The 23,926-nt window shown below is 45.9% G+C and carries 26 protein-coding genes; 9 read left to right on the forward strand and 17 right to left on the reverse strand.

All coding sequences use genetic code 11. The features are described from left to right. Positions 1–10 precede the first annotated feature (10 nt). Entirely contained in the window at positions 11–1,210 is a 1,200-nt protein-coding gene (locus tag EGV91_RS00585; RefSeq protein ID WP_135500230.1) for a nucleotidyltransferase, read from the forward strand. Here EGV91_RS00585 and EGV91_RS00590 read toward each other — a convergent pair. From EGV91_RS00590 to rsmD, 3 genes are read right to left on the reverse strand one after another with little or no spacing between them, the layout of a single operon-like run. Further along, a complete protein-coding gene (locus tag EGV91_RS00590; protein WP_135500231.1) occupies positions 1,198–2,223 on the reverse strand; it encodes a SepM family pheromone-processing serine protease in 1,026 nt (341 codons plus the stop codon). The genes EGV91_RS00585 and EGV91_RS00590 overlap by 13 nt on opposite strands. A gap of 55 nt (positions 2,224–2,278) precedes the next feature. Further along, positions 2,279–2,758 (reverse strand): pantetheine-phosphate adenylyltransferase, encoded by a 480-nt coding sequence (gene coaD / locus EGV91_RS00595; protein ID WP_135500232.1) that lies wholly within the window; start codon positions 2,756–2,758, stop codon positions 2,279–2,281. After that, entirely contained in the window at positions 2,751–3,326 is a 576-nt protein-coding gene (rsmD, locus tag EGV91_RS00600) for a 16S rRNA (guanine(966)-N(2))-methyltransferase RsmD (protein ID WP_135500233.1), read from the reverse strand. Before rsmD ends, coaD begins: the two co-directional genes overlap by 8 nt. 81 nt (positions 3,327–3,407) lie before the next feature. Between rsmD and EGV91_RS00605 the strand changes: the two genes are divergently transcribed. After that, on the forward strand, positions 3,408–3,788 hold the full coding sequence (locus EGV91_RS00605; RefSeq protein ID WP_135500234.1) for a DUF7147 family protein: 381 nt from the start codon (positions 3,408–3,410) through the stop codon (positions 3,786–3,788). Here the strand turns inward: EGV91_RS00605 and EGV91_RS00610 are convergent, their stop codons facing one another. Next, positions 3,789–4,061, reverse strand: a complete 273-nt coding sequence (locus EGV91_RS00610; RefSeq protein ID WP_135500235.1) for a YlbG family protein — start codon at positions 4,059–4,061, stop codon at positions 3,789–3,791. It lies immediately after the preceding gene. Between the two features lie 174 nt (positions 4,062–4,235). Here EGV91_RS00610 and EGV91_RS00615 point away from each other — a divergent pair, with 174 nt between their 5' ends. Further along, positions 4,236–5,147 (forward strand): glycerophosphodiester phosphodiesterase family protein, encoded by a 912-nt coding sequence (locus EGV91_RS00615; RefSeq protein ID WP_135500236.1) that lies wholly within the window; start codon positions 4,236–4,238, stop codon positions 5,145–5,147. Positions 5,148–5,202: 55 nt separating this feature from the next. Here the strand turns inward: EGV91_RS00615 and EGV91_RS00620 are convergent, their stop codons facing one another. Continuing rightward, positions 5,203–5,649, reverse strand: coding sequence for a YlbF/YmcA family competence regulator (locus EGV91_RS00620; protein WP_135500237.1), 447 nt, complete (start codon positions 5,647–5,649; stop codon positions 5,203–5,205). Between the two features lie 73 nt (positions 5,650–5,722). On the opposite strand from EGV91_RS00620, the gene EGV91_RS00625 reads away from it, so the two are divergent. Then, on the forward strand, positions 5,723–6,208 hold the full coding sequence (locus tag EGV91_RS00625; RefSeq protein WP_135500238.1) for a PaaI family thioesterase: 486 nt from the start codon (positions 5,723–5,725) through the stop codon (positions 6,206–6,208). 7 nt (positions 6,209–6,215) lie between these two features. Here EGV91_RS00625 and EGV91_RS00630 read toward each other — a convergent pair whose 3' ends face one another. After that, positions 6,216–7,283 carry a CAP domain-containing protein gene (locus EGV91_RS00630; protein ID WP_135500239.1) on the reverse strand — a complete coding sequence of 356 codons (1,068 nt, stop codon included), beginning with the start codon at positions 7,281–7,283 and terminating at the stop codon, positions 6,216–6,218. Positions 7,284–7,640: 357 nt separating this feature from the next. On the opposite strand from EGV91_RS00630, the gene EGV91_RS00635 reads away from it, so the two are divergent. Both EGV91_RS00635 and ytvI read left to right on the forward strand, forming a co-directional pair. Continuing rightward, complete coding sequence (locus EGV91_RS00635) at positions 7,641–8,006, forward strand: YugN family protein (protein ID WP_135500240.1); 366 nt, start codon at positions 7,641–7,643, stop codon at positions 8,004–8,006. 180 nt (positions 8,007–8,186) lie between these two features. Then, on the forward strand, positions 8,187–9,245 hold the full coding sequence (gene ytvI / locus EGV91_RS00640; protein ID WP_135500241.1) for a sporulation integral membrane protein YtvI: 1,059 nt from the start codon (positions 8,187–8,189) through the stop codon (positions 9,243–9,245). Positions 9,246–9,396: 151 nt separating this feature from the next. Here the strand turns inward: ytvI and EGV91_RS00645 are convergent, their stop codons facing one another. From EGV91_RS00645 to cyoE, 7 genes are all read right to left on the reverse strand, one after another. After that, entirely contained in the window at positions 9,397–9,858 is a 462-nt protein-coding gene (locus EGV91_RS00645) for a DUF420 domain-containing protein (RefSeq protein ID WP_135500242.1), read from the reverse strand. Between the two features lie 23 nt (positions 9,859–9,881). Next, complete coding sequence (gene ctaG, locus EGV91_RS00650; protein WP_135500243.1) at positions 9,882–10,805, reverse strand: cytochrome c oxidase assembly factor CtaG; 924 nt, start codon at positions 10,803–10,805, stop codon at positions 9,882–9,884. Positions 10,806–10,964: 159 nt separating this feature from the next. Further along, on the reverse strand, positions 10,965–11,297 hold the full coding sequence (gene ctaF, locus EGV91_RS00655; protein ID WP_135500244.1) for a cytochrome c oxidase subunit IVB: 333 nt from the start codon (positions 11,295–11,297) through the stop codon (positions 10,965–10,967). 1 nt (position 11,298) lies between these two features. Then, a complete protein-coding gene (locus tag EGV91_RS00660) occupies positions 11,299–11,925 on the reverse strand; it encodes a cytochrome c oxidase subunit 3 (RefSeq protein WP_135500245.1) in 627 nt (208 codons plus the stop codon). Beyond that, on the reverse strand, positions 11,912–13,798 hold the full coding sequence (locus EGV91_RS00665) for a cytochrome c oxidase subunit I (RefSeq protein ID WP_135500246.1): 1,887 nt from the start codon (positions 13,796–13,798) through the stop codon (positions 11,912–11,914). The genes EGV91_RS00660 and EGV91_RS00665 overlap by 14 nt, the downstream gene beginning before the upstream one ends. A 34-nt stretch (positions 13,799–13,832) precedes the next feature. Further along, complete coding sequence (gene coxB / locus EGV91_RS00670; RefSeq protein ID WP_135500247.1) at positions 13,833–14,927, reverse strand: cytochrome c oxidase subunit II; 1,095 nt, start codon at positions 14,925–14,927, stop codon at positions 13,833–13,835. A 51-nt stretch (positions 14,928–14,978) separates the two neighbouring features. Continuing rightward, positions 14,979–15,896, reverse strand: coding sequence for a heme o synthase (cyoE, locus tag EGV91_RS00675; RefSeq protein WP_135500248.1), 918 nt, complete (start codon positions 15,894–15,896; stop codon positions 14,979–14,981). 403 nt (positions 15,897–16,299) lie between these two features. Between cyoE and EGV91_RS00680 the strand changes: the two genes are divergently transcribed. Further along, positions 16,300–17,163 carry a COX15/CtaA family protein gene (locus EGV91_RS00680; protein ID WP_241666076.1) on the forward strand — a complete coding sequence of 288 codons (864 nt, stop codon included), beginning with the start codon at positions 16,300–16,302 and terminating at the stop codon, positions 17,161–17,163. A 62-nt stretch (positions 17,164–17,225) separates the two neighbouring features. Here EGV91_RS00680 and pyc read toward each other — a convergent pair whose 3' ends face one another. The 3 genes from pyc to EGV91_RS00695 all read right to left on the reverse strand — a co-directional run bounded on the left by pyc (position 17,226) and on the right by EGV91_RS00695 (position 22,194). Further along, the gene (gene pyc, locus EGV91_RS00685; protein WP_135500250.1) at positions 17,226–20,666 is read right to left on the reverse strand and encodes a pyruvate carboxylase; all 3,441 of its coding nucleotides are present in this window, start codon (positions 20,664–20,666) and stop codon (positions 17,226–17,228) included. A 15-nt stretch (positions 20,667–20,681) separates the two neighbouring features. Beyond that, positions 20,682–21,848 carry an FtsW/RodA/SpoVE family cell cycle protein gene (locus tag EGV91_RS00690; protein WP_135500251.1) on the reverse strand — a complete coding sequence of 389 codons (1,167 nt, stop codon included), beginning with the start codon at positions 21,846–21,848 and terminating at the stop codon, positions 20,682–20,684. 64 nt (positions 21,849–21,912) lie between these two features. Next, positions 21,913–22,194 (reverse strand): Fpa/YlaN family protein, encoded by a 282-nt coding sequence (locus EGV91_RS00695; RefSeq protein WP_135500252.1) that lies wholly within the window; start codon positions 22,192–22,194, stop codon positions 21,913–21,915. Positions 22,195–22,359: 165 nt separating this feature from the next. Between EGV91_RS00695 and EGV91_RS00700 the strand changes: the two genes are divergently transcribed. Both EGV91_RS00700 and EGV91_RS00705 read left to right on the forward strand, forming a co-directional pair. Continuing rightward, positions 22,360–22,866: a peptidyl-prolyl cis-trans isomerase gene (locus tag EGV91_RS00700; protein WP_135500253.1), complete on the forward strand. Its 507-nt coding sequence runs from the start codon at positions 22,360–22,362 to the stop codon at positions 22,864–22,866. 11 nt (positions 22,867–22,877) lie between these two features. Next, a complete protein-coding gene (locus EGV91_RS00705; RefSeq protein WP_135500254.1) occupies positions 22,878–23,081 on the forward strand; it encodes a YlaI family protein in 204 nt (67 codons plus the stop codon). 501 nt (positions 23,082–23,582) lie between these two features. On the opposite strand, the gene EGV91_RS00715 is transcribed toward EGV91_RS00705, so the two are convergent. Then, positions 23,583–23,882, reverse strand: coding sequence for a YlaH-like family protein (locus EGV91_RS00715; protein WP_135500282.1), 300 nt, complete (start codon positions 23,880–23,882; stop codon positions 23,583–23,585). Positions 23,883–23,926: the final 44 nt, after the last annotated feature.

Raw genomic sequence — 23,926 nt, forward strand, 5'->3', positions numbered from 1 at the left:
GGAGAATTAAATGAAAGCTACAGGCATTGTTGTTGAATATAATCCGTTTCACAACGGCCATCTGTACCACGCGCAGCAAGCACGGCAGAAGGCTGGCGCAGATGTGGTGATTGCCGTAATGAGCGGGCAATTTCTTCAGCGCGGTGAGCCGGCGTTCGCTGATAAATGGACGCGGACGGAAATGGCGCTTGCCTCAGGAATCGATATCGTCTTTGAATTGCCATATGTCTATGCAACTGCACAGGCGTCCGATTTTGCAAAAGGCGCGATTGAGCTGTTGGGAGCTGCAGGCTGTGAATCTTTCTGTTTCGGCAGCGAAGAAGGCTCTATCGAACCTTTCTTGAACACTTGGGAGCTGCTGGACAGCCAGCGTGATACTTATGAACGATCGATTCATGAAGCCGTCCAAACCGGTATCAGCTATCCAAAGGCGTTGAACGAAGCTTACCACAGCCTCACCGGTTCTCGCAGCGGATTTGCCGATTTGGCGAAACCGAATAATATTTTGGGCTTTCATTATATTGAAGCTGCCCAGAAAAGCGGCTCCACCATCAAGCCTTTGACCATCCAGCGGATCGCCGCTGGCTACCATGATCCGATTCAACCAGGCTCGAACATCGCGAGCGCCACTGGCATCCGGCGCGCTTTTTTCGAAGAAGGCTCCCTGGAAGGGATTGAAAATTACCTGCCCGCCCCTTCACTGTCGGCTTTGAAAGCCTTTCATGAGGATTACGGCGCTTTTGGCAGCTGGACTCAATTTTATCCGTTGCTGCGCTATAGCATCCTGAAAGAACGCCCCCATAATATAAAACGTTTCTCGGAAGTTGCGGAAGGAATTGAACACCTGATTTTCGAATCGGCGAAAAAGGAGCCCACATTCGAAGGATTTATTAATCGTGTTAAATCAAAGCGCTATACCCGCACCCGGATTCAACGCATGCTCACGCACATCTATACAGGGTTCACGTGGGACCAGCTCCGGTCATTCGAAGGGCCGTCCTATTTGCGGCTTTTGGGGATGTCGGAAACGGGTCGCCATTACCTGAATGGACAAAAAAAGAATATCGGCCTCCCGCTCATCAGCCGTGCCGCCGATTTGGCGGACCCGATGGGGGAAATCGATATTCATGCCAGTTCCATGTATTTTCTCGGGCTTGGCGCAGACAATTTGAAGCGCGAATACACGACGCCGCCGATTTATTTCGGCTGAAGCTCTTCTAGGTAGTCCATAGCCTCTTCAATCGTTTTAACGGGCACCACTTCCATGTCGGTGCCTATTTTTTCTGCCGTTTTTTTGGCCAGCGCATAATTGGATTCCGACGCACCTTCAGTTACATCATCCGGAGCAAAGAAAATTTCGATATCCTGGTTGTCGGCGGCAATTACTTTCTGGTCGATGCCTCCGATGCGCCCGACTGTACCGTCGCTTTCCATCGTGCCCGTTCCGGCAATATCATAGCCTTTGGTGATATCTTCATCAAGCAGCCGGTTCAAGATTTCCAGCGTGAACATCAAGCCGGCGGAAGGGCCGCCGATTTTTTCCGAGTCAATCGTCACTTCCGGATCTGTGGTGATTTCCTTGTTCTCAACAAATGCGATGCCGATCCCGATGCGCTCAGGGTCAGTCGGCAATGGAGCCAGTTCCACTGTGTCCGTGATTTCACGGTCTTCCCTTTCGTATACAAGTTCCACTTGTTGGCCTTCTTCCTGGCCGCTCAAGTATTCGACAAACTCTTCTTGTGTACTGAATTGATTGTCATCTACTGAAATGACGCGGTCTCCGGCTTCAAGTATTCCATCAGCCGCTCCGCCTTCGAGAACGGTCATGACGTAAACTCCGTTATTCGTCACTTCGTAAGGCTTGTCTGCAATGTCGAACGCCACTTGCAGCGCATTGACCTGGGAATCCGCCATCATTTTCAATTGGCGGACATTGTATTCTTCATCGCTTTCATGCGGGCTTCTGACTTGATCCGCCGGCATGACTTTATAGCCGTCCTGGAATTTGGCGAACGCATATAAAACCGGTGTCGCCTTCAGCAGCGAGATGGTCATCAAGCTGAGCGTCCCCTCGTCGTCTTCGTCCCCTCCAGCCACTTCCACAAGCGGACCTAATTCATACGCACCGCCTGGCCGTGAAATGTAGGAGTCCAGCGGATACGATGACAGCAAAACCGCTAAAGCGACAATAATGGCGAAAAACGCCAATTTTTTCTTTTTCATATCGATTTCTTCCCCCCCTGCAGGCTAAATGACAAAAAGCCACGTATGCCGTGGCTTATTGATACTTCTGTTTCAAGGCTTTTTCAACTGCTGGCGGTACAAGGCCCGTTATTTTGCCGCCATATTTGGCCACTTCTTTGACTATGCTTGAGCTCAGGAAAGAATATTGGTTGCCTGAGATCATAAACAAAGTTTCAATGTTTTCGTTTAAAAACCGGTTCATCGAAGTGATTTGCATTTCGTATTCGAAATCAGACACAGCGCGCAGCCCTCTGATAATGGCGTTGGCTTCGACTTCAATCGCATAATCGATGAGCAAGCCTCCGAATGAATCGACTTTGACGTTTGGAATGGCATCTGTCACTTCACTGATCAATGCGATGCGCTCCTCGACCGAGAACAATGGATTTTTCGAAGAATTATTCATGACCACCACTCTGACTTCGTCAAAAATAGCGGCAGCCCGCTTGACGATATCCAAATGGCCCATCGTAATCGGATCAAAACTTCCTGGCACAACTGCAATTTTACTCAAACTTTTCTCCCTCTTCCCCTTGAAAACGGTAAATTGAAATGATGGTGTTGCCATAGAGCTCTTTTTTGAAACGTTCGAAAAATCGGGTGCGGTCGTTCAATTCCACATCCCGGTCATGTTCGCATACCACAATAGCATCTTCAGTCACTAAGCCGAGTTCTGCAGCTTTATCCATCAAACCGTAAGCCTTTTCCATGTGGTAAGGCGGGTCAAGGAACAACAGGCGGGCTTGGAGACCGTTTTTTTGCATCGCTTTCAACGCCCGCTCCGCGTCTGCTTTGAAGACGTCCGCACGCTCGGCAAGCCTGGTCTTCTCCAGATTCGCATTGATGGTTTCAATGGCTTTGCGGTCTTTATCGGTGAACGTCACACGGTCTATGCCGCGGCTCAACGCTTCGATTCCCAGCCCCCCGCTCCCTGCAAATAGATCTAGCGCGATGCCGCCGTCAAAAAACGGCCCGATCATATTGAAAATCGATTCTTTCACTTTATCTGTCGTGGGCCTAGTTGTAGTGCCCGGAACCGCTTTCAGCGGAATCCCTTTTACTGATCCTGCTACAACACGCATTTTATCGCCTCTTATTTACTGATTTTCTTATGAAAAGAATGTGCTTAATGGTAAAATGGTTTTTGGAAAGGACGTGGTTTTATGATACAGCGTTTTATCGAATTAGGAGAAGGATACGGAGATATCTTCGAACTCCGTGAACTCATCACAACAAATTCACACCGTTTCAAACACGGTTTTATATTTGTTTCAGAACAGCACGACGGCAAATCCACATTATCTGTGGCTGCTGCATTTGAACCGACTGCACAAGGCGGTTTCATGCCGATCTACATTTGCCGGGAGGGCATTCCAGAAAACTCAAAACGCCTCGAAATTTTTGAAGAGGCTGTCAAGGCACTGGGCCATACGCCGATTAAGATGGATGTGAAACATTCTTCGGCCTACGGCGAAAAACGGTTTTATTTCAGCCATTTGATCGCTATTTTGCGGTTGAACCATTATATCCCACCGATGCAATAATTACAGGCCGATCTTATAATCGTATTCCTTCGCCTTATCGGGCTTGGCGTTTTCGTATTCGGTTTTCAGGAACGGGCGCTGCGATTCAAGCACCAGCTTGACGTAGGGCAATTTTGATAATTTGGTTTTAGTGCTTTCAATAACATCCTGATCCATATACAGCACAACATATTTCAATTTGCGGGAAATAAAATGGACATGCCCGAATTTCCGCAATGATTTTGCTTGCTTTAAATGATGCACATAAACGATGAGGCCTTGGCGATCATGCATAATCATCCCTCTTTTCTTAACTTCTACAATACCATAGGTAAGAAAAAAGCCGCAACTGAGGAAATCCTCGCAGCAGGCATGCCCACAATGCCCGTGCTCATTTAAAAATGACATTCACATACCGGATTCGCTATAATAGTTTTAGTAGAATTTTCAAGGGGGTTTCTTATCCGCATGGGCAAAAAGACAAAAATAGGAATTGCTGCCGTCGCAGTCGGAGCTGCCGCATGGGCTGGCTCTAAGGCAATCGCAACTCCCCAGGTGCGCCCTGGCAAAAAAGTGCTCACATATACAACACCGGCCATATTGGCACACCGCGGGGGCAGCGCAATCGCTCCCGAAAACTCGATGGCCGCCTTCACCAAATCCGCCGAACTTGGAGTGGATGGATTTGAAATCGACATCCGACTGACGAAAGACGAAGAAATCATCGTTTTCCATGACGAATTCCTCGACCGTACGACAGATGGAGCTGGGCGCGTTGCCGATCTGGCTTTGCCTGAACTGCGCAAGCTGGACCTGGGCTACCGCTTTGCAGATGATAAAGAAAATAACCCTTACCGTGGAAAAGGCGAAACGATTGTCACGTTGAAGGAATTGATCGAAAAATTCCCGGACATGTGGATCAACATCGATATGAAAGATTCGCCAGAAACCTACGAAGGAAGTTTGATTCCTTCTAAACTTTGGCGTTTGATCGATTCGCTTGGCGTGCATGACCGGGTAGTTGTCACAAGCTTCTTCGACGAGCAAATTGACCGCTTCAATTTATACGCACAAAACAGCGTCGCTATCGGCGCTGGCGAAAATGAAGTCCGGAAAGCTTATGCTGCCTTTAATAGCCAGTTTGGCCATTTGTACCAGCCGAAAGCGGACGTTTTCCAAATTCCGGTTAAGTCTTCGATGTTCCGATTGGATTTGCCGCGTTTCATCGCTTTTCTGTCGAATCTGAATGTTCCTGTTCATTATTGGGTGATCGACGAACCGGAAGCCATCAAGACTCTAGTCGCAGCCGGCGCAAAAGGCATCATTACAGACCGCCCGGACATTGCCCTACAAACCGTTAAAGACGCTGAAAACAATTAAATCCAATAAAAAAATGTGCAGCGGAGACGCTGCACATTTTTTTATAATTATGGCTCTAAGCTGAACACGAACAGCCTCCACCCGTTCCACACCCGCTGCCGCAAGACGAATCGGATGAGAAAAATGGGTTGCTTGAAGGGATTTTTACGGCTTCTGAAACCGAGCGGCCGATGATGAAGCTCACTTGGTCCATCAGATCCTGCAAATCGTTCTCCGCAAAGCGCAGCGCAGCGACTTGTTCATTCAAGTCGATTCTCCGCTTGTCGACACGGATTTGTTTCATCACCCTGCTGTATTCAGGATGGTATTTGCCGAAGCGTTGAACTTCTTCATATTGGTCTTTCAACCTTGCAAAAGCTTGGATTTCATCTGCAAGATTTTTATCATTATATACATCACGGTAAGCTTGGCGATACGTTTCCGCCTGCTCCGATTGTAAAATCAGTTCGCTCAACTCTTCTGCAGAGTCAGTAATTTGAACCCATTCATAGGTCATGAACATATTGAATTCCTCCTCTACATTTCAATAATAGCAGAAATCCCATCATATTCATACATAGCGAAAGGACTGTCCCATGGAAAATCTTACAAACCAATTCCAGCGTATTTTAGACAGCAGCACACCGGACGACTTAAACATCCTGGCCGATTTTTTGGAAAACTTCGAGAAAAAGCAACAAGGCGAATTCAACACTTATTTGAGTGCCAGCTTAAACATGAAACGTGAAACGTCTGTTGAAAAAAGCATTGTTTCCATTCCAAATACCGCTTTTATCCATAATAATATCGCCATTCCACACGGCGGCATTTTGGCGGTTCTTTTGGACACCGCCATGGGTACGCTCGCCAACAGCAAATGCGCTGATGGGATGGCTGCGGTTACAACAAACTTAACGATTCATTATTTGGCTGTAGCGACAGAAAACGAAATCAAAGCCGAGGCAAAGATGATTCGCCAAGGCCGGCATACGATGGTAGTCGAAGGCAATATTTTCGAATCCGGCGGTAAGCACATTGCGACTGCAACCGGTTCATTTTTTCTTGTTCCCGCAGAGGGCTGACTTGCCGTCACTCCGCTTCTGCGGTTTCTTCTGGAGGTTTCAGCATGATCTGGGTATAGTATTTTCCGAACGCACCCACCCCGATTTCATCAAAACGGTCCGATAATAAGGCCTTGCGATGGTCCGGCGAATTAATCCAGCCATGTACGGCTTCAGCTGCGTCAAAATATTGGAACGCTGTATTTTCAGCAGCCTCCTCAAAACCGATGCCGGCGTTCTTAAGCCGAACGTTCAGACTTTCCAGTTCGACTTCCTGGCCGGAAGAAAAACTTTTCTTTGCGGTATTCTCGCTATGTGTCTGGGCAAGTTCATTGGCAGCCATATTTTCATCCAGCGGGACCAATTCGTGGTGGATTCTGTAGACATTGGTCATGTCGATAATCTGTCTAGCGTTTGCAGCATCGATTGATTGCTGCTGGGTTGAGGAAGGTTTGATGACCGGCAGCAAGTCGCCTGTGAACATCATGTCATAAGGCTGGTGCCTGACAAGCGTTTCTGCATCCATAAACCTCACAGCTTCAAGAATGCGGTCTTCCTCATCGATATAAAGCTGCGCATAGATTTTTTCAAATCGGATCAGTAAACGCCGATCCAAATCTTCAGGCCCCAAATTGAATGTAAATATGCTATCATCGTATTTTACCGATATTTCGTTTTCTACTATTGTAAAACGGTACAAATCATCAAGCGTCTGTCCGATGGTATATGGCTCCACTTGTGCCGCTTTTCCTGCCGCATATACTTGGACAATTTCCCCTTCTTTGACGCCAACCATCAAATAACTGGAATACGACTGGTTATAAACCCACCATTCATAGCCGAATGCCGATGGCTCTTTGCGCGACGGATCACCATAATCGGCAAGCCACTCTTCTGCAGGCAGTCCGATATACGTCGACAGCCCTTTGGATGGGCGTTCAAGCTCCAACGGGTTTTCCACCAAATCATCGGCCGGCAGCGGATCTTGAGGGACCGGCGCTTCAAGCAAATCATTTTCTTCTATGGAAGAATCAAAATAAAAGAAGACAATCAGGATAACCGACAGAAAAATCATGATGCGCACTAAGTCCTTCAATCGATCATCTCCTTATTTACTATTTAAATATGTTGAACAAAAGAATTTAAGATTATACGCCGCTTTGAGCAGAGCAAAAACGATTGTTTCTGTCTATGCATCGCTTCGCTAGCTTCGAGACATGAAAGAGCATTGCTCCTGCGCAAGCTCGTCGCAAAGGTATCGTCCCAATTCTTGGATCGATACCTTTGCAGCTGTTTTGCGGAATATCGAAACTTATAAAATTTAAGTTCCCCTTATTTAGATAATTATAACAGCCGTCTGTATTCTGACACAATCTAGCCATTGCAACAAGCATTATTTTCATCTATTATTAAAGAAGCGTATAGTCAGTTATGATATTGAGGAGGAGATCCTATGTATTTTGAAAATACAGGACTTGAGGACATTCGAGTAGACTTTGCTCTACTAGACGACATTATGAGAAAACATGGTATGACTAAAGAAGGCCAATGGGATTACGAGCGTGTAACTTTCGATCGTAAATTCATGATTCGTGAAGGCACTTTCTACCTTCGGGTATTCGCTTATGCCGTTGAAGGCGATATCGATTCAAATGATGCAATCGTCCACGTCATGAAGCCGGTAATCGGCAAACATTATTATCCGCACGGTGTGGAATACGGTGAAGACGAGCACTTCCCAGAACATTTGATCAAATCCAGCACTGAAGTGTTAAAAGCGATCAGAACAGACCTTGAAAGCTTCATCATTAAAGCATAATGCGAAACCGCAGTTCACCACGAACTGCGGTTTTTATTTACCTGTTGCCAGCAGCAGCTCTCTATATCCACCTTCTCTTCTCTTGCGAACAAAAAATAAAGGTTAATTTTTTCAGAAATGACCTATTTGGGAATCCCCATTATTGCTATAATAATATAAGAACTTTTTAGGAGGATTGCTGTGTCTAAGTGGCTCAATAAACGCATATTTACTACTGTGATTGTTATTGCGGTGCTTATCGTGATTTCCGTATACATATTGCCCATCTCAATTCCGCTCATCATCGCATTGCTGACAGCTATTTTTCTTGAACCGCTTGTCACTTTCGTGCAAAACCGGTTTAAATGGCATCGAAAAACATCCGTCATTACTGTCTTCATTTTCTTTGTACTGGCGGTTTCCGGCATCTTATACTGGACCGTTACACAGTTGATCGGCAGAATTATTCAATTTACTAAAATGGTGCCTGAATACGCCAACTCGTTGACTGAGATGTGGAACGAAGTCCAAAGTTTCTTCCTGCGCTCTACCGAAGACATGCCGGTTGAAGTGGTTTCTTCCATTGAAACGGAATTGGCAAGCTTTTTGGAAGGAATTCGTGATTGGTTTCTGACCATCGTTAACTATGATACGGTTACCAATCTCTTAACAGGGATTCCCACATTTCTTGTCAGTTTCATCGTTTTCCTGATTGCGCTATTCCTGTTCATGCTGGAATTGCTGAACTTGAAAGAATTACTGTTTAAGCGATTAAAGGAAAGCACTGCAGAAAAAGTTCGATTCATGGCTGCTCGGCTGAACCATGTAATCTTCGGATTCCTGAAGGCTCAGTTTTTGGTGAGCGTTCTTATCTTTATCGTCACACTCATCGGTCTCCTCATCATCATTCCTGAGTATGCGGTGCCGATGTCATTGTTCATCTGGCTTATCGATTTCATTCCAATTCTCGGATCGATCATTGTTCTGGCTCCTTGGTTCATCTATCAATTCATCATTGGAAATGTAGTCCTAGGAACGAAATTAGCTATTCTGGCACTCATACTGCTGGTGATCCGGAGAACTGTTGAACCGAAAGTGATGGGCACGCAAATTGGCCTTTCCCCTCTTGCAACCTTGATCGCCATGTATATCGGCTTGCAGCTTTTCGGTTTTCTTGGTTTCTTCATCGGCCCACTGATCGTCATCCTGTTCACATCCGCCCGTGAGTCCGGAATGATCAAAGTCGATTTTAAAATTTAAGCTAACTATATAAAAAGCGCTGTCCCGGAAGCCTTGAAATAGGCATTCCGGGACAGCGCTTTTTTTAGTTTTCACGTACTGAAAGGATTCATTAAGCTCATAAATAAAACAGCTTGGGAGAAATTAACGACTTCTCTCAAGCTGTTTCTTTTCATCCGCCCAGAATTGCTTTAAATACGGAAGTCGTGTGGCCGCCTTCGTAGATAACATAAAGCAGCATGTAAACCGCTACTCCTGTGATTGCCGTGGAAAACCAGACAATGCTTGTGATCGGACCAATTTTACGGTGCTTGTCCAAACGGTTCTTTAAACCGAGCCAAATTGTATAAAGGCCCATTACCCCGCCAGTTGTAGCCAATGTAATATGGAAGATCAAAAATACCGTGTAGAAAATCTTAAGTTCGTCTGGGCCGCCGAAAGCGGTGTTGCCGACGAATAACGTACGTGACACATAGATGATGAAGAACGTCAGCGCAGACACTCCTGCAGCCAGCATGAACTTCTTATGTGCTTCGATTCTGCGTTTGCTGATAAGGTACCAGCCAATCGCCACAAGTACAGCGCTTAAAACGATAAAAAACGTACTAATAGTTGGTAATAAAGGCAAATTCATTCACTTGATCCCCTTTTGCTTCATTAAGCATTATGTCTGTGCATCGCCATATCTTTTCGGTCCTGCAGTACTTGTGCGGTAATTTCATCCGCATTATCGTTTTCGTTTCTCAGCCACTCGTAGAACACCAGCCATAGAAAGACTGTAAAAACGAGCTCCTGCAAAACTTTCATAATGATGCCGCCCGTACGTTGATCTTCCAATGCAGACATCGGAGAAAACAATTCCGGTCCTGATAAGTTCAGTTGCGACAACGTCCCTGTAGGTACGCATAACGCCATCGCCTGCAGCCAAGCTTCCCCGTCCGTGTACGTCATGTAAAACGGATTGCCGCTGAAAATGATCAATGCACAAGCCGGTGTCATAAGTACGCTGAGCCCAAACAGATACGCCAGTTTTTTCAAACCGTGGAAACGGTACGTCCCTTCGAGATTATTGACTACTGGCCACCAATAAAATATAGCAGAAACAAACAAAATAAGATTAGCGAGGGCATGGAGCATCGTATCCGATTTTACAAAATCGAAAACCAGTGGAATGTGATAGAACGAAAATACCATCCCGAACAAAATCAATGCCAACATCGGCTTCGAAAAGAAATTGAAAATCGGTTTAACAACTGGCAGATTGACGAATGGGCGCCATATCCACGTCGGTATACCCATAATCAATAACGGTGGTATCAATAACAGCAACAGCGCCATCTGCACCATGTGCATTGAGAAAACGATGTGCCCCAGCAGATCAATCGGTGAGCCTTTGATGGCGTACATCAGCAACATGCCGGAAACGAAAAGAATCGCTTCTCTAGGTTTTAGAGGTTCGCTGTCTTTAAACTTGCCTCTCCATTTTATCGTAACTACAAAATAGAATATCGTAATCAATACGAGAATTCCTAAGTAAACCGGACTCCATAAAGCCTGAAATCCAAATATACTGATCGGCATCCCTGTAGACCTCCCTTTTACCTCAAGTACCCCCATTATATAGCTCCAGGCTTGGTATATCAATGAACGAACTATGACAATTGAAAAAAGAAAAGCAGTCCATGCCATGCAGACAGCAAGAAAAAACCCCTTCATCATTGAAGATGAAGGGGTTCTGTCTTACCACCAGACGATCGTTACGAACGTAAGGACCGTGATGAACGCTACGAACATGCCGCTGAACATAAAGAATGCTACAGTGCCATGCCCTTTATTGCTCAAGTGCATGAAATGGTAAAGCTGCAAAACTACTTGGATTGCGGCCAATAATAGAATGATTGGCACAATCAGGTAAGGCGAGAAGCCCGCAGAAACTGTCGTAAATGCGATCAGAGTCAAGAAAATCATAATCGCAAATGACGTCAATTGGCTGCGCATTTCTTTCGAACGTTGGCGTCTGAGGTATTCGTACTCAGTATGTGATCTTGTCGGTGTATGAACGTCGTGTGCCATATTAACCGATCACTCCCATCAAATAGACTACAGTAAAGATAAATACCCATACTACGTCAATAAAATGCCAGTATAATGCGGCTAAATAAAATTTTGGTGCGTTGTACATGTTCAAGCCGCGTTTAGCGTTGCGGAGCATCAATGCGATGAACCAGCTCAAACCGAACAAAACGTGCGCTCCGTGCGTTCCGACCAGCGTATAGAACGCTGAACTGAAGGCACTGTTCGTATAGCCGAAGCCAAGGTGAACATAATGGTTGAACTCGTAAATTTCAAGTCCTAGGAACACTAAGCCCAATAGGACTGTTATGCCCAACCAAGCCTGCATCGCTTTGAAATTATGGTTTTTCATGTGGTACATTGCATAAACACTTGTCAACGATGATGTCAAAAGAATCATCGTCATTGCGAAAACCAATGGAAGTTCGAACAAGCCGGAAGCTGTGAACTCCATACCGCTTGGCCCTTTATCTTTAAGCGCCAGGTAAGTGGCGAATAAAGATGCGAACGTTACAGTCTCCGCAGCAAGCAGAAGCCAGAATCCCACGAATTTGTTTTTACCTTCGAGTGTTGCCGTTTCCGGATGGTCCGGCCACGTCTGAGGGGTATATTTTTTATTTAGATCCATCTTTATTGCCCCCTTTAGCATCTCTCAGTAATTCTTCTTTCGTGATATGGAAACCTAAATCATCTTTAAGTGAACGCACTAGCATTGAACCGAAAGTGATCGCCAGTCCGATGATCAGAACCGGAAGAGCCCAAGCTTTGTCGCCATCCATATGGTACAGAGCACCGAAAGAAGCTACGAACATACCGAATGAAATAACAACTGGAATAAATGAACCGTTCGGCATGTGGATGTCGCCTAGTGGCTCGGCATAAACCATGCCTTCTTTATTGCCTTCCATTTTCTCGATCCAGTAAGAATCAAGTCCGCGCACCAATGGAGTTTGGGCGAAGTTATAGAATGGCGGCGGAGATGGGATAGCCCATTCCAACGTACGGCCATCGCCCCATGGGTCGTTGCCGACACGCTCGTTTTTAATCGTAGTCAAGATAACATTGATAACTAGAACAATAACGCCGATTGCCATGAACAAAGCACCGACCGAACTGATCAAGTTGTAAGCATCCCAGCCTTGGTCAGTCCCGAACGTGTAAACACGGCGAGGCATACCCATAAGACCTAGGAAATGCTGGATAAAGAATGTTAAATGGAATCCGATCAAGAAGAACCAGAATGTCACTTTTCCTAATTTTTCGTTCAGCATCGTTCCGAACATTTTCGGCCAGTATAAATGTGTACCTGCTAGAATCGCAAGAACAACACCACCGACGATAACGTAATGGAAGTGGGCAACGATAAAGTAAGAATCGTGCAATTGATAATCAAGCGGTGCCATAGCTTGCATGACACCCGTTACTCCACCAGCAACGAACGAAGGAATGAACGCAATCGCATATAGCATCGGCGTTGTAAAGCTGATGCTTCCTCCCCAAATCGTCAGAAGCCAGTTGAAGATTTTAACGCCTGTTGGAACAGCAATGATCATCGTCGCAAGAGCGAAAACAGCGTTAGCTGTCGGCCCAAGACCAACTGTGAACATGTGGTGAGCCCAAACCATGAAGCCATAGAAACCGATAAGGATCGTTGCGAATACCAATGCCGTGTAGCCGAAAAGGCGTTTACGGGAGAAGATCGCAAAGATTTCAGAGAAGATACCGAAAGCCGGCAAGATCAGGATGTAAACTTCAGGGTGACCGAAGATCCAGAACAAATGCTCCCAGATGATCGTATTTCCGCCCATTGCTACATCGAAGAAGTTTGCGCCGAATAGGCGATCGAATACCATGAAGAACAAGCCGATTGTAAGCGGCGGGAATGCCAGCAAAATCAAAGCAGAAGCGACAAATGTCGTCCAAGTGAATAGCGGCATTCTCATATAAGTCATACCCGGAGCACGCATGTTGATGATTGTTACCAGGAAGTTAATCCCAGCAATCAACGTACCGAATCCGGAAATCGTCAAACCAAGTGTGTAGAAATCGATTCCGTGCCCTTCAGAAGCCATAGCCAATGATGCGTAGTTAGTCCAACCAGCATCCGGTGCTCCGCCTAGGAACCATGAAAGGTTCAGGAAAATACCCCCGAAGAAGAATAACCAAAAACCAAGTGAGTTCAAAAACGGAAATGCTACGTCACGTGCGCCGATTTGCAAAGGCATAACGGCGTTCATAAAGGCGAGCAATAATGGCATCGAGGCCAAGAAAATCATGGTCGTACCATGCATAGTAATAATTTCGTTGTATAGTCCGGCACTTAAGAAATCGTTTCCGGCTTTCATCAACTGGATTCGGATCATCATCGCTTCGATACCGCCGATTACGAAGAATAATCCCCCGGAGATAAAATACAGAATCGCGATTTTCTTATGGTCTACTGTTGTCATGTAGTCCCAAACGGTAGCACCGAAGCCCTTTTTCTGAGCAATAGAACTCACAATGTATACCTCCCTTTTTTAAGCTCCGACACTTTTACTCTTCAACTGACAAGCTCATCAAGTAAGCAGCAAGTGCATCAAGCTCTTGCTCTGTGAAATCCTTGCCATCGTTTAAAGCTTTCGGACTAGGCATCAAATTGCCTGGCTTATATTTTTGTGGATCAGAAATCCAGTTTTTCACTTCTTCTTCATTATGTTCTAAAATGCCGGCTACGCGGTTGCGGTCGCCGAATGTTGCTACGTTCGGGCCTTGCATTACTCCGCCTTTACCAACACCAGAAGTCGCATGGCATGCGATACAGCCAGCGCCATCAGCTCCAAAAAGCTGTTCGCCTTCTTGTGCTAGCGTCTCTTCTGCAGGAGGCGTTTCTTCTTGCATTGCGGCTACCCATTGATCGAAATCTTCAGGGCTAAGAGTTTTAACTTTAAAGTCCATCAATGCGTGTGAAGGGCCGCAAAGCTCAGCACATTTGCCGTAAAAGACTCCGTCTTCAAGTTCTGAAGACTCTTTATCGAACGTTAAGTAGAAAGTGTTGACGTTTTCAGGGTTGGCGTCCAATTTCCCGCCGATAGAAGGAATCCAGAAAGAGTGTTTAACATCCGCAGCGAGCAGATTGAAGTAAACTCTTTCGCCTGTCGGAACGACTAATTCCTGTGAAGTAACGATGCCTTGTTCTGGGTATTCGAATTCCCACCAGTACAACATAGCGTTTACATTTACAGTCAGGTTGGTCATGCTTCCATCTTCAGCTGCTACGTCCATTGTAGACGTGTCTGCAAGGTCGAAAGTGGAGTAAACCGTTGGAACAGCGATGATTAAAATCAGCACGATAGGAATAGCTGTCCATAAAAATTCAAGTTTCGCGCTTCCTTCAACTTGTTCAGGAATCACATCTTCGCCAATTTTAGAGCGGCGGAATTTTACGATTGCCAAAACATAGATGATAGTAACGACAAGAATGACAAATGCCATTACGGCTGATGAAAGGATCAACATGTTGAATTGATCGCTTGCTACTTCGCCGGCAGGCAATAATGTGGAGATTTCTTCACGCCCGCATCCTGACAGAAAGACGAGCAAAGCTGTCAATAAAGCGAAAAGACGCCAATTTTTGAGCCCTTTTTTCATAGCTTTTCATACCCCTCTCTCAATTAAATGAATTTGTTTGAAATGCTGGATCTAGACGAAAACAGCGAAGATGATCATCGATACAAATAAGATGGTCATATAGTTCAACGAATAGATGAACATCGTTTTCGCCCATTTCAAATCATCTTTCACTTTGAAGCCTTTGATGGCAAGTGCCAGCCATCCAAGATTCAATAATGTTGCCAAGATGATGAAGCTTATTCCGAGATCCATTAACAGGAATGGCAGAGGGAACAGCAGCAAAACCCATGCAAGCATGGATTTTTTAGTGCGGTGGAAACCTTTGACCACTGGCAGCATCGGGATGCCCGCTGCACGGTATTCTTCAGTGCGTTTCATAGCCAATGCATAAAAATGCGGCGGCTGCCAAACGAACATGATTAAGAATAACGCCCATGCGCCCATACCGAGAGCCGGTTCAACTGCAGCCCAGCCGATAAGCGGCGGGATGGCTCCCGAAATGCTCCCCACTATTGTGTTGCCGACATGCCTTCTCTTTGACCACATAGAATAAAGGACGACGTACGCCAAAATTCCTGCAATCCCTAAAACACCAGCTGATACAGAAGCAGAGAACAAAAATACTTCGCCTAAAACGATGAAAGATGAAGCGAGTGCCAATACAGCAGACGGCTTGAATCTTCCTGTTACAGTCGGACGGGATCTTTTGCTCGCCATTAACGGATCGATGTCTGTGTCAATGTAGTTATTCATTGCAGCAGAACCAGCAATTATTAAGGCTGAGCCGACCAGCGTATAAACGAGGATGTCCAACTCTTGCAGAAAATGCCTGTCGGAAAACTGAAATGCTAACCACAAACCTGTAAATACGGTTATTAAATTCGAATTTACGATTCCAATTTTTATCAAAGCGAGAAAATCTTTCATAAATGTGGTCGTTTCAGTTGTCTGATGGGTTTCTGCAGACAAAGACCGGCCGTTTGACATATAATACCCCCTCCTTTCAAAGTTGTAAGCATATTCCGCTAACCATAACTATATCTAAATTCCAGCCCATTTTCTACATATAACTGAAATTTCCCGATAAAAGCGATGTTTTCATGTAATTTGTCTCAGAAATACGCTCCTCTTATCATACATTAGTATCCACGTTATTTTAAGATAGAAAAAGATTTGTTTTTGAACAGTTTGTGAAGGACCCTTCTATTATGTCCAAATCTTGAAAGTTTCCGCTATTGCTGATTTTCCGTTGTGTTTTCCAATAACTTTCGCTATTATCGAGTATGCAGGCAACGGACATATTATAAAAGTTTTCTATAGAAAAAAGTAGGTGGCATCCTTGCAACAAAGTAAATACATTAAATGGTTTGCGGTTGCGGCTACAGTCGGCATGCTGCTCATTTTGCTGGGCGGTGCGCTCGTCACAAAGACCGACAGCGGAATGGGCTGTGGCCGTTCATGGCCAAGCTGCAACGGTGAATTGATTCCCGCTGAAATCACCACAGAAGTCCTCATTGAATTTTCCCATCGGCTCGTCACGGGCGCTGTCGGAATTTTGATTCTGGTTCTTGGGGTTTGGTCTTGGATCAAGTATGGCCATATCCGTGAAACGAAATTCCTGGCAGCTATGGCCGTTTTCTTCCTGATTCTACAGGCATTGATCGGTGCTGCCCAAGTCCTTTGGGGGCAAGGCGATTTTATCCTGGCGCTGCATTTCGGCATCTCGCTCATTTCGTTTGCATCCGTTTTACTATTGACATTGCTGATATTTGAAGTAGACCGTAAATTCGATACAGACCGTTTGGCTATCGGCAACAAGCTGAAGTTCCACACAATCGCTGTCACGTTGTATTCCTACATCGTCGTTTATACAGGCGCGTTAGTGCGGCATACTGAAGCAAGCCTTATTTGCTCTGATTGGCCTCTTTGCCGCAATGACCAGTTCGCTTTGCCGAATAATATGTTTGAATGGGTCCAAATGGGCCACAGAGCTGCGGCCGGCTTAATCGTCATTTGGCTGGGCTATATCGCTTGGCACGCATTCAAGAATTACAAAGACCAGCGCGCGATTTACTGGGGCTGGATCACAGCTTTCATCATTGTGCTCCTGCAGGCAACGACTGGCATGCTCGTGGTGCTGACAAAATTGAACTTGGCAGTAGCGCTATTGCATTCGCTGCTAATTTCATTGCTGTTCGGATTGCTTTGCTATATGGTTCTTCTCGTATCCAGAAGCAGAGTCAAAAAATCTTAAAACAAGAAAAGGCGCCGCCATCCACTAGTTCGTGGATGGCGGCGCCTTTTGAATTTTCAGCGTTAAGCTCTTTCCATTTCAATAAGCAAATCTCCTGTTGAAATGCCTTCGCCTGCATTGACATTGATTTCTTTGACAATGCCGTCGAACGGGGCTTGTACAGTCGTTTCCATCTTCATCGCTTCTGTTACCAGGAGATGGTCGCCGCGCTTCACTTTCGCTCCGACTTCCGCCACTACCTTCAAGACAGTGCCCGGCATCGTAGCCGCAATATGCGTTTCGTTCTTCATGTCCGCTTTCGGGCGGGCTAATGTATCCGCTTCGATCGTCATGTCCTGGATATTGACTTCACGCGGCTGGCCGTTCAACTCGAAATAGATTGTGCGGTGGCCATCTTTTTGAGGTTCGCCGATTGAGACCATTTTAATCATCAACGTTTTCCCTTTTTCGATTTCCACTTCTATTTCTTCACCGAGCCTCATGCCATAAAGGAACGTCAATGTGTCCAAAACGGAAACATCTCCGAATTGCTGATTTGTCGCCGAGTATTCCTCGAATACTTTCGGATACAATGCATAGGCCAATATTTCATGGCTCGTAACCGGACGATCCAATTTCTCGAACAGCATTTTTTCGATGCTGTCAAAATCTGCCGGCTCCAGCAATTCACCCGGACGCACAGTGATCGGCTTCCGTTCTTTCAGGATGACTGCCTGCAGCTCTTTCGGGAATCCGCCGTGTGGCTGCCCGATATAACCTTCAAAGAATTCGATGACCGATTCCGGGAAATCGATTGTTTCACCACGTGTCAGCACCGTTTCTTCATTTAAATCATTTTGGACCATGAACAATGCCATGTCTCCGACTACCTTAGAAGATGGTGTAACTTTCACCACATCACCGAACAATAGGTTGACGCGGGAATACATTTCTTTCACTTCTTCCCAGCGCATTCCCAAGCCAACCGCTTTTGCCTGTTGCTGCAAATTGCTGTATTGGCCGCCCGGCATCTCATGGACGTAGATTTCCGAATGCGGGCTATTCATGCCGCTTTCGAAATCACCATAGTATTTCCGGACATCTTCCCAATAATGCGACAGTTTTTCGAGTGATTGGACATCGGTTCTCACTTCACGCCCGCTGCCTTTCATCGCGTAATACAATGAATTTGCACTTGGCTGGGAAGTCAGTCCTGCCATTGTTCCAAGAGCCGTATCCACGATATCGACACCCGCTTCAATCGCTTTCGAATACAAATAAATGCCGTTGCCGCTCGTATCGTGCGTGTGGAGGTGGATCGGCAATGAAACCGTATCTTTCAATTCTGAAACCAGGCGGTACGCCGCTTCTGGCTTCAGCAATCCAGCCATGTCTTTAATCGCTAAAATATGCGCGCCGGCAGCTTCCAGCTCTTTTGCCATATCTTTATAATACTGGACCGTGTATTTGTCGCGGCTCGGGTCAAGAATATCGCCTGTGTAACAGATCGCCGCTTCAGCCACTTTCCCTGATTGGCGGACTTCATCAATCGCCACTTCCATGCCTTTGATCCAGTTCAAGCTATCAAAAATACGGAATACATCGATTCCGGCATCCCCTGATTTACGGACGAATTCACGGATGACGTTATCCGGATAATTCTTATATCCAACTGCATTCGCACCGCGGAACAGCATTTGGAACAATACGTTCGGCACCTGTTCGCGCAATTTGATCAAACGCTGCCAAGGATCTTCTTTCAAGAAACGGTACGAAACATCGAATGTTGCCCCGCCCCACATTTCCATTGAGAATAGATCATTCTGCAAATGCGCGGTTTCTTTGGCGATAGAGAACATATCGTGTGAACGCACCCGCGTCGCCAGCAAGGATTGATGGGCATCCCTGAATGTTGTATCTGTCAAAAGAACGTCTTTTTGTTCGTGGATCCACTTTGCCAATCCTTCTGGGCCTTGTGCATCAAGAATCTGTTTCGTACCTGCAGGCGGTGCCGCTGTAATGTCGATTGCCGGCTTCCTCGGAGACGCGAAAATCGGTTTTTTCTTCTTCTCGATTCCCGGGAATCCGTTGATTGTCACATTGCCTATATAGTTCAGTAATTTCGTGCCGCGGTCTTTGCGGACCGGAAAAATAAACAATTCAGGAGTCGAATCAATAAAGCTTGTATCAAATTCCCCTTTTAAGAAGTTCGGATGTTTTACAACATTTTCCAGGAAAGGGATATTTGTTTTGATTCCGCGAATACGGAATTCCTGGAGATTGCGGTCCATTTTAGCTGCTGCGTCTTTGAACGTCACAGCCCATGTCGACAATTTCACGAGCAAAGAATCGTAAAATGGCGTAATGACCGCTCCTTGGAACCCGTTCCCCGCATCCAGTCGGACACCGAAGCCGCCGCCTGAACGATAGACCATCAATTTTCCGGCGTCTGGCATAAAGTCATTCAACGGATCTTCCGTCGTAACGCGGGATTGGATGGCAAAACCGAATAATGGGATATCTTGCTGCAAAGGCATCGCAATTTCCGGGCTGTGAAGGCTATAACCCATGGCGATTTTTATCTGCGCATGGACGATGTCAATGCCCGTCACCATTTCGGTGATCGTGTGCTCCACTTGGATCCGTGGATTGACTTCGATGAAAAAGAATTCTTCGTTTGCCACAAGGAACTCTACTGTTCCTGCATTTATGTAATCGATATTATTCATCAATTTCACTGCTGCGTCGCAAATGCGGTTGCGCAGTTCGTTGCTGATGGAATTTGAAGGAGCAATCTCGACTACTTTTTGATGGCGGCGCTGAATGGAACAGTCGCGCTCATATAAATGGACGACGTTGCCTTCTGCATCCCCTAGAATTTGGACTTCAATATGTTTTGGTTTGTCGACGAATTTCTCTACGTACATTTCGTCTGAGCCGAAAGCGGCTTTCGCTTCCGATTTGGCGCGTTCATACGCTGATGCCAGTTCTTCCTGGTTTCTGACGATCCGCATGCCGCGGCCGCCTCCTCCTAGAGATGCTTTAATCATCAATGGGAAACCTGCTGTTTTGCTGAATTCTTCCACTTCCGCCAACGATTCTACAGGGCCGTCTGTACCTGGAATAACCGGTATGCCAGCTGCAATCGCTTGATCGCGGGCCTTGACTTTATCCCCGAACATGTCCAAGTGGCGTGAAGTCGGGCCGATGAAAACAATCCCTTCTTCTTCACACCGGCGTGCGAAGTGAACGTTCTCAGATAAAAAACCATAACCTGGGTGAACCGCATCTACTTCAGAGTCTTTTGCGATACGGATAATGTCCTCGATATCCAGATAAGCGTCGATCGGTTTTTTGCCTTTGCCGACTAAATAAGATTCATCTGCTTTATAACGATGATACGAACCGCTGTCCTCCTGCGAATAAATCGCAACTGTCCGAAGATTCAGTTCTGTACACGCGCGGAAAATCCGTATTGCAATTTCTCCGCGATTGGCTACTAAGATTTTATTAATCGTCTTCACACCGCAGCACACCCTTTACTTTTTGGATTTTTCAAATCTGTGGAACATGGAGACATTCATCAATACTCCCATAGCTAACGATAACAAAATTACGGACGTTCCGCCATAGCTGATAAATGGAAGCGTTACACCGGTTAGTGGGATCAGCCCGGTCATGCCTCCTAAATTGACGAATGCCTGAATGCCGATCATGCTTGAGACCCCGGTAGCCAGCATACGGGCCAGCGGGTCTTTCGTTGTCATGGCAATTGATAAACCGCGCAAAACGATAAACGCCAAGCCGCCAAGCACAAAAAGTACGCCAAAGACACCAAGTTCTTCTGCGATGACTGACATGATGAAATCAGTGTGGGGTTCAGGCAGATACCCGAGTTTCTGGATGGATTGCCCAAGGCCTAATCCACTGAGGCCCCCAGAGCCGATTGCCAGGTAGCCGTTGACTATTTGCAGGCCGAAACCAAGCTCATCGGAGAACGGGTTAAAGAATGCATCAAGGCGGCCAAGCCTTTTTTCAGTGAAAATCATGTCCGAAGCAAAAATCATGATCGGCAAGATGAATATTGCGGATGCCCCGACGACAATCGCCGCGAGCCGCGCAAAGAATTTGAATTGAATGCCGCTTGCTGCCATCACCGCAAGGCCGACAGCGCCGATGATCATCATCGAGCCAAGATCGGGTTCTAAGAACACCGACAATAGCACGAGTGTCAGTATAATGACCGGCGGTGCCACAGATTCGTTTAGTTTATTGATGTTGCCGTTTTTGTACTTGTTGGCAAAAACACCTGAAAGATAGAAAATGATGCCCACTTTCGCCACTTCGGACGGCTGGATATTGGCAAAACCGAGGTTGATCCAGCTTTGCGCCCCACCAGCTGCGTAGCCGATGAAGTGAACCAGCACCAAACCGAGAAAGATGACCGCAAGTATGGTCATAAGCATCCATTTTTTGCTGAAATGCTTATACGGGAATAGCGCTGCTACCGCAAAAACGGGAAACGCCAATGACAGATTGATCAATTGCTGTATGTAGAAGCGGTCCGGATCATCACCGTAATAATTGACCGACCAAGCCATGCTGGCGCTGTAGATCATTACCAGACCGAACAAGGTTAAAGCTATGTATACAAAGAATAAAGGGTAATCGAAGTTTTTTGCGTATCTTTTGATGTATTGTTTCATGTTTTAAGACCTCTTTTTTCTGGATTAGTAAAAAAACTCAAACAAAAGTCGTTTGAGTTTTAAGTCATTTATTTGTGTACGCGTCGTGGAGGATCGAAAGTTTCTTCTCCAGCGTGTCCATTAGGTTTTTGCCGGTTTCGCGGTCAATCAGCCCCAGTTTGACAGCAAAATCGATTTCCCTCGACAAGCCGAACATCTGCGTATCGAGCACTTCTTCATATAACGGGCAAGAAGGCAAAGTCAGGTTGTCCATTTGGACTTTTATCAAATGCTCTATTTTTTCAGCATCGGCTCTCAGGAGATCCAATGCCTTCAATTGGTAAGTTTGTTCTTCTGTATTTTCCATGAGGACTCCCCCATTAATTGATATTTATCTCTATTAACCTGTTTAAAGTGTATCTTTTCACAGGTGAAATTGCAAGCCTCTTTCCCGTGTGGAATTAATCCCTTTAGGATTTTGCCAGAAAACGGTATACTGATAAAAGAGTTATATTTAATGGAGGTTTTCAGGATGGAATTTATTGTACCTTTCAAAGGAGAAGTTAAATTCAAATTGACTCTGGATCCTACGGTCTGGATTTTTGATGACCGCAAGCTCAATTTGGAAACCTATTTTACGGAAGAACATATTGAAAAAGATGAGCTGGAAGAATACAAACGCGGCATGGGTGAACACTGGTCGCGTGAAATCATGGAAGGCGCAACGGTGCCGCCGACCTTGAATTCGGAAAAGACATACAAAAGAGCGGAAAAAAACGAAATGCTGACAGGCACTTTCGGCATGAAATTCGCTCCATTTTTGAAAAATGCAGAACCGGAAGCTGGGGCAAGCACTGTCGTATTTGAAACCGCGCATGGCGAGCACGCATTTCCAATCGCAGAAGCGCAAGAACTGATCTTCAAGTTCAGCGAAAAAGGCAAGCCTTTGAAAGAAGACGGCCCTGTCCACGTGCTGCTTCCGGACGGCGCCAACCAAGACAACCCCATTACGGACATTTTAGCGATCCGGGTCGAATAGGAGGATTCACCATGCGTGTGCAATGTGTAATCTGTGATACCATCGAAGAACTGGTCGACGATACGCTTGAAGCAAAAAGACTCCGCAACCGGCCCATTCATACCCATATGTGCAAAAAATGCCATGACCGGATCACGGAACGGACAAAACAGCGGATTGCTACCGGAAAGTTCCATTTTTACCGGAGCTCCAGAAGAATTGAGGATGACTTTTGATGAAAGTGCTTAAAGGCATCTGGATCGGCTTTTGGAGCGGGCTGCTCCTTGGGCTGCTCCTTAAATGGATCCAGGCTGTGACAGGCGAACAAGTCTACACGCTTCTATTGAACGTTGACTTCATACCGCTTATCGGCCCCATCAATTGGCCAGAGCCTGTGGAGTTCGCTTTCCACATCATCATCTCTCTTATCATCGGCATCGTTTATGTCTACTTGGCAAAACGCCGCCCGCATTCGTTCGGGCAGTTGGTGCTGCTGAGTTTAGCTATGAGCATCCCGTTCTATCTGCTTTACTTCCCTTTGTCCGCTATGGCCATCCGGGAAGATGTTCCAGGCTTCACTGACGCTGGAGCAATCTTGTATTGGGTTTTCGCCCACTTGACTTACGCAATGGCGCTCCCAGTACTGTATAAAACATTCGAACGCAAAAACGTCCATCTCAATGAGATGGACCGTTTTTATGTTTATAAAGTTCCAACAACGCAAAAAACGCTGCGTCTCAATGAGATGCAGCGTTTTCGCGTTTTTCGCGCCAAAGGCGGATTTTATACAAGATCAGAATCATTGCAGCGATTACAAGGCCTTCCACAACCGGCAGGAAAAAGGCTAAGAACGTCAGCCCTAAACCTCCAGCCAGCAGAAACAAAGCAATCACAGCATTTTTTCCGACGGATAGTTTTTTTGCAAACCCGAGTTTATAGACGAACGCAGATAGCAGAAAGATCACTGCAAAGAGCGCATATCCTGCTATCGTGTAATTCGGCATGGTTTCGTATAAAAATCGAGCTACGGGATACATACTGTCATAGACAAAAGCTTGTTCGTCGCCCACAGATTATACAT

It is taken from the genome of Planococcus koreensis (assembly GCF_004761975.1).
Taxonomy (GTDB): domain Bacteria; phylum Bacillota; class Bacilli; order Bacillales_A; family Planococcaceae; genus Planococcus; species Planococcus koreensis.

Excerpts from the sequence above, each read along its gene's own strand:
- EGV91_RS00585 (WP_135500230.1), top strand. The coding sequence starts at position 11 with ATGAAAGCTACAGGCATTGTTGTTGAATATAATCCGTTTCACAACGGC.
- EGV91_RS00590 (WP_135500231.1), bottom strand. The coding sequence starts at position 2,223 with ATGAAAAAGAAAAAATTGGCGTTTTTCGCCATTATTGTCGCTTTAGCG.
- rsmD (WP_135500233.1), bottom strand. The coding sequence starts at position 3,326 with ATGCGTGTTGTAGCAGGATCAGTAAAAGGGATTCCGCTGAAAGCGGTT.
- EGV91_RS00605 (WP_135500234.1), top strand. The coding sequence starts at position 3,408 with ATGATACAGCGTTTTATCGAATTAGGAGAAGGATACGGAGATATCTTC.
- EGV91_RS00610 (WP_135500235.1), bottom strand. The coding sequence starts at position 4,061 with ATGCATGATCGCCAAGGCCTCATCGTTTATGTGCATCATTTAAAGCAA.
- EGV91_RS00615 (WP_135500236.1), top strand. The coding sequence starts at position 4,236 with ATGGGCAAAAAGACAAAAATAGGAATTGCTGCCGTCGCAGTCGGAGCT.
- EGV91_RS00620 (WP_135500237.1), bottom strand. The coding sequence starts at position 5,649 with ATGTTCATGACCTATGAATGGGTTCAAATTACTGACTCTGCAGAAGAG.
- EGV91_RS00625 (WP_135500238.1), top strand. The coding sequence starts at position 5,723 with ATGGAAAATCTTACAAACCAATTCCAGCGTATTTTAGACAGCAGCACA.
- EGV91_RS00635 (WP_135500240.1), top strand. The coding sequence starts at position 7,641 with ATGTATTTTGAAAATACAGGACTTGAGGACATTCGAGTAGACTTTGCT.
- EGV91_RS00645 (WP_135500242.1), bottom strand. The coding sequence starts at position 9,858 with ATGAATTTGCCTTTATTACCAACTATTAGTACGTTTTTTATCGTTTTA.
- ctaG (WP_135500243.1), bottom strand. The coding sequence starts at position 10,805 with ATGCCGATCAGTATATTTGGATTTCAGGCTTTATGGAGTCCGGTTTAC.
- ctaF (WP_135500244.1), bottom strand. The coding sequence starts at position 11,297 with ATGGCACACGACGTTCATACACCGACAAGATCACATACTGAGTACGAA.
- EGV91_RS00660 (WP_135500245.1), bottom strand. The coding sequence starts at position 11,925 with ATGGATCTAAATAAAAAATATACCCCTCAGACGTGGCCGGACCATCCG.
- coxB (WP_135500247.1), bottom strand. The coding sequence starts at position 14,927 with ATGAAAAAAGGGCTCAAAAATTGGCGTCTTTTCGCTTTATTGACAGCT.
- cyoE (WP_135500248.1), bottom strand. The coding sequence starts at position 15,896 with ATGTCAAACGGCCGGTCTTTGTCTGCAGAAACCCATCAGACAACTGAA.
- EGV91_RS00680 (WP_241666076.1), top strand. The coding sequence starts at position 16,300 with ATGCTGCTCATTTTGCTGGGCGGTGCGCTCGTCACAAAGACCGACAGC.
- EGV91_RS00690 (WP_135500251.1), bottom strand. The coding sequence starts at position 21,848 with ATGAAACAATACATCAAAAGATACGCAAAAAACTTCGATTACCCTTTA.
- EGV91_RS00695 (WP_135500252.1), bottom strand. The coding sequence starts at position 22,194 with ATGGAAAATACAGAAGAACAAACTTACCAATTGAAGGCATTGGATCTC.
- EGV91_RS00700 (WP_135500253.1), top strand. The coding sequence starts at position 22,360 with ATGGAATTTATTGTACCTTTCAAAGGAGAAGTTAAATTCAAATTGACT.
- EGV91_RS00705 (WP_135500254.1), top strand. The coding sequence starts at position 22,878 with ATGCGTGTGCAATGTGTAATCTGTGATACCATCGAAGAACTGGTCGAC.
- EGV91_RS00715 (WP_135500282.1), bottom strand. The coding sequence starts at position 23,882 with ATGTATCCCGTAGCTCGATTTTTATACGAAACCATGCCGAATTACACG.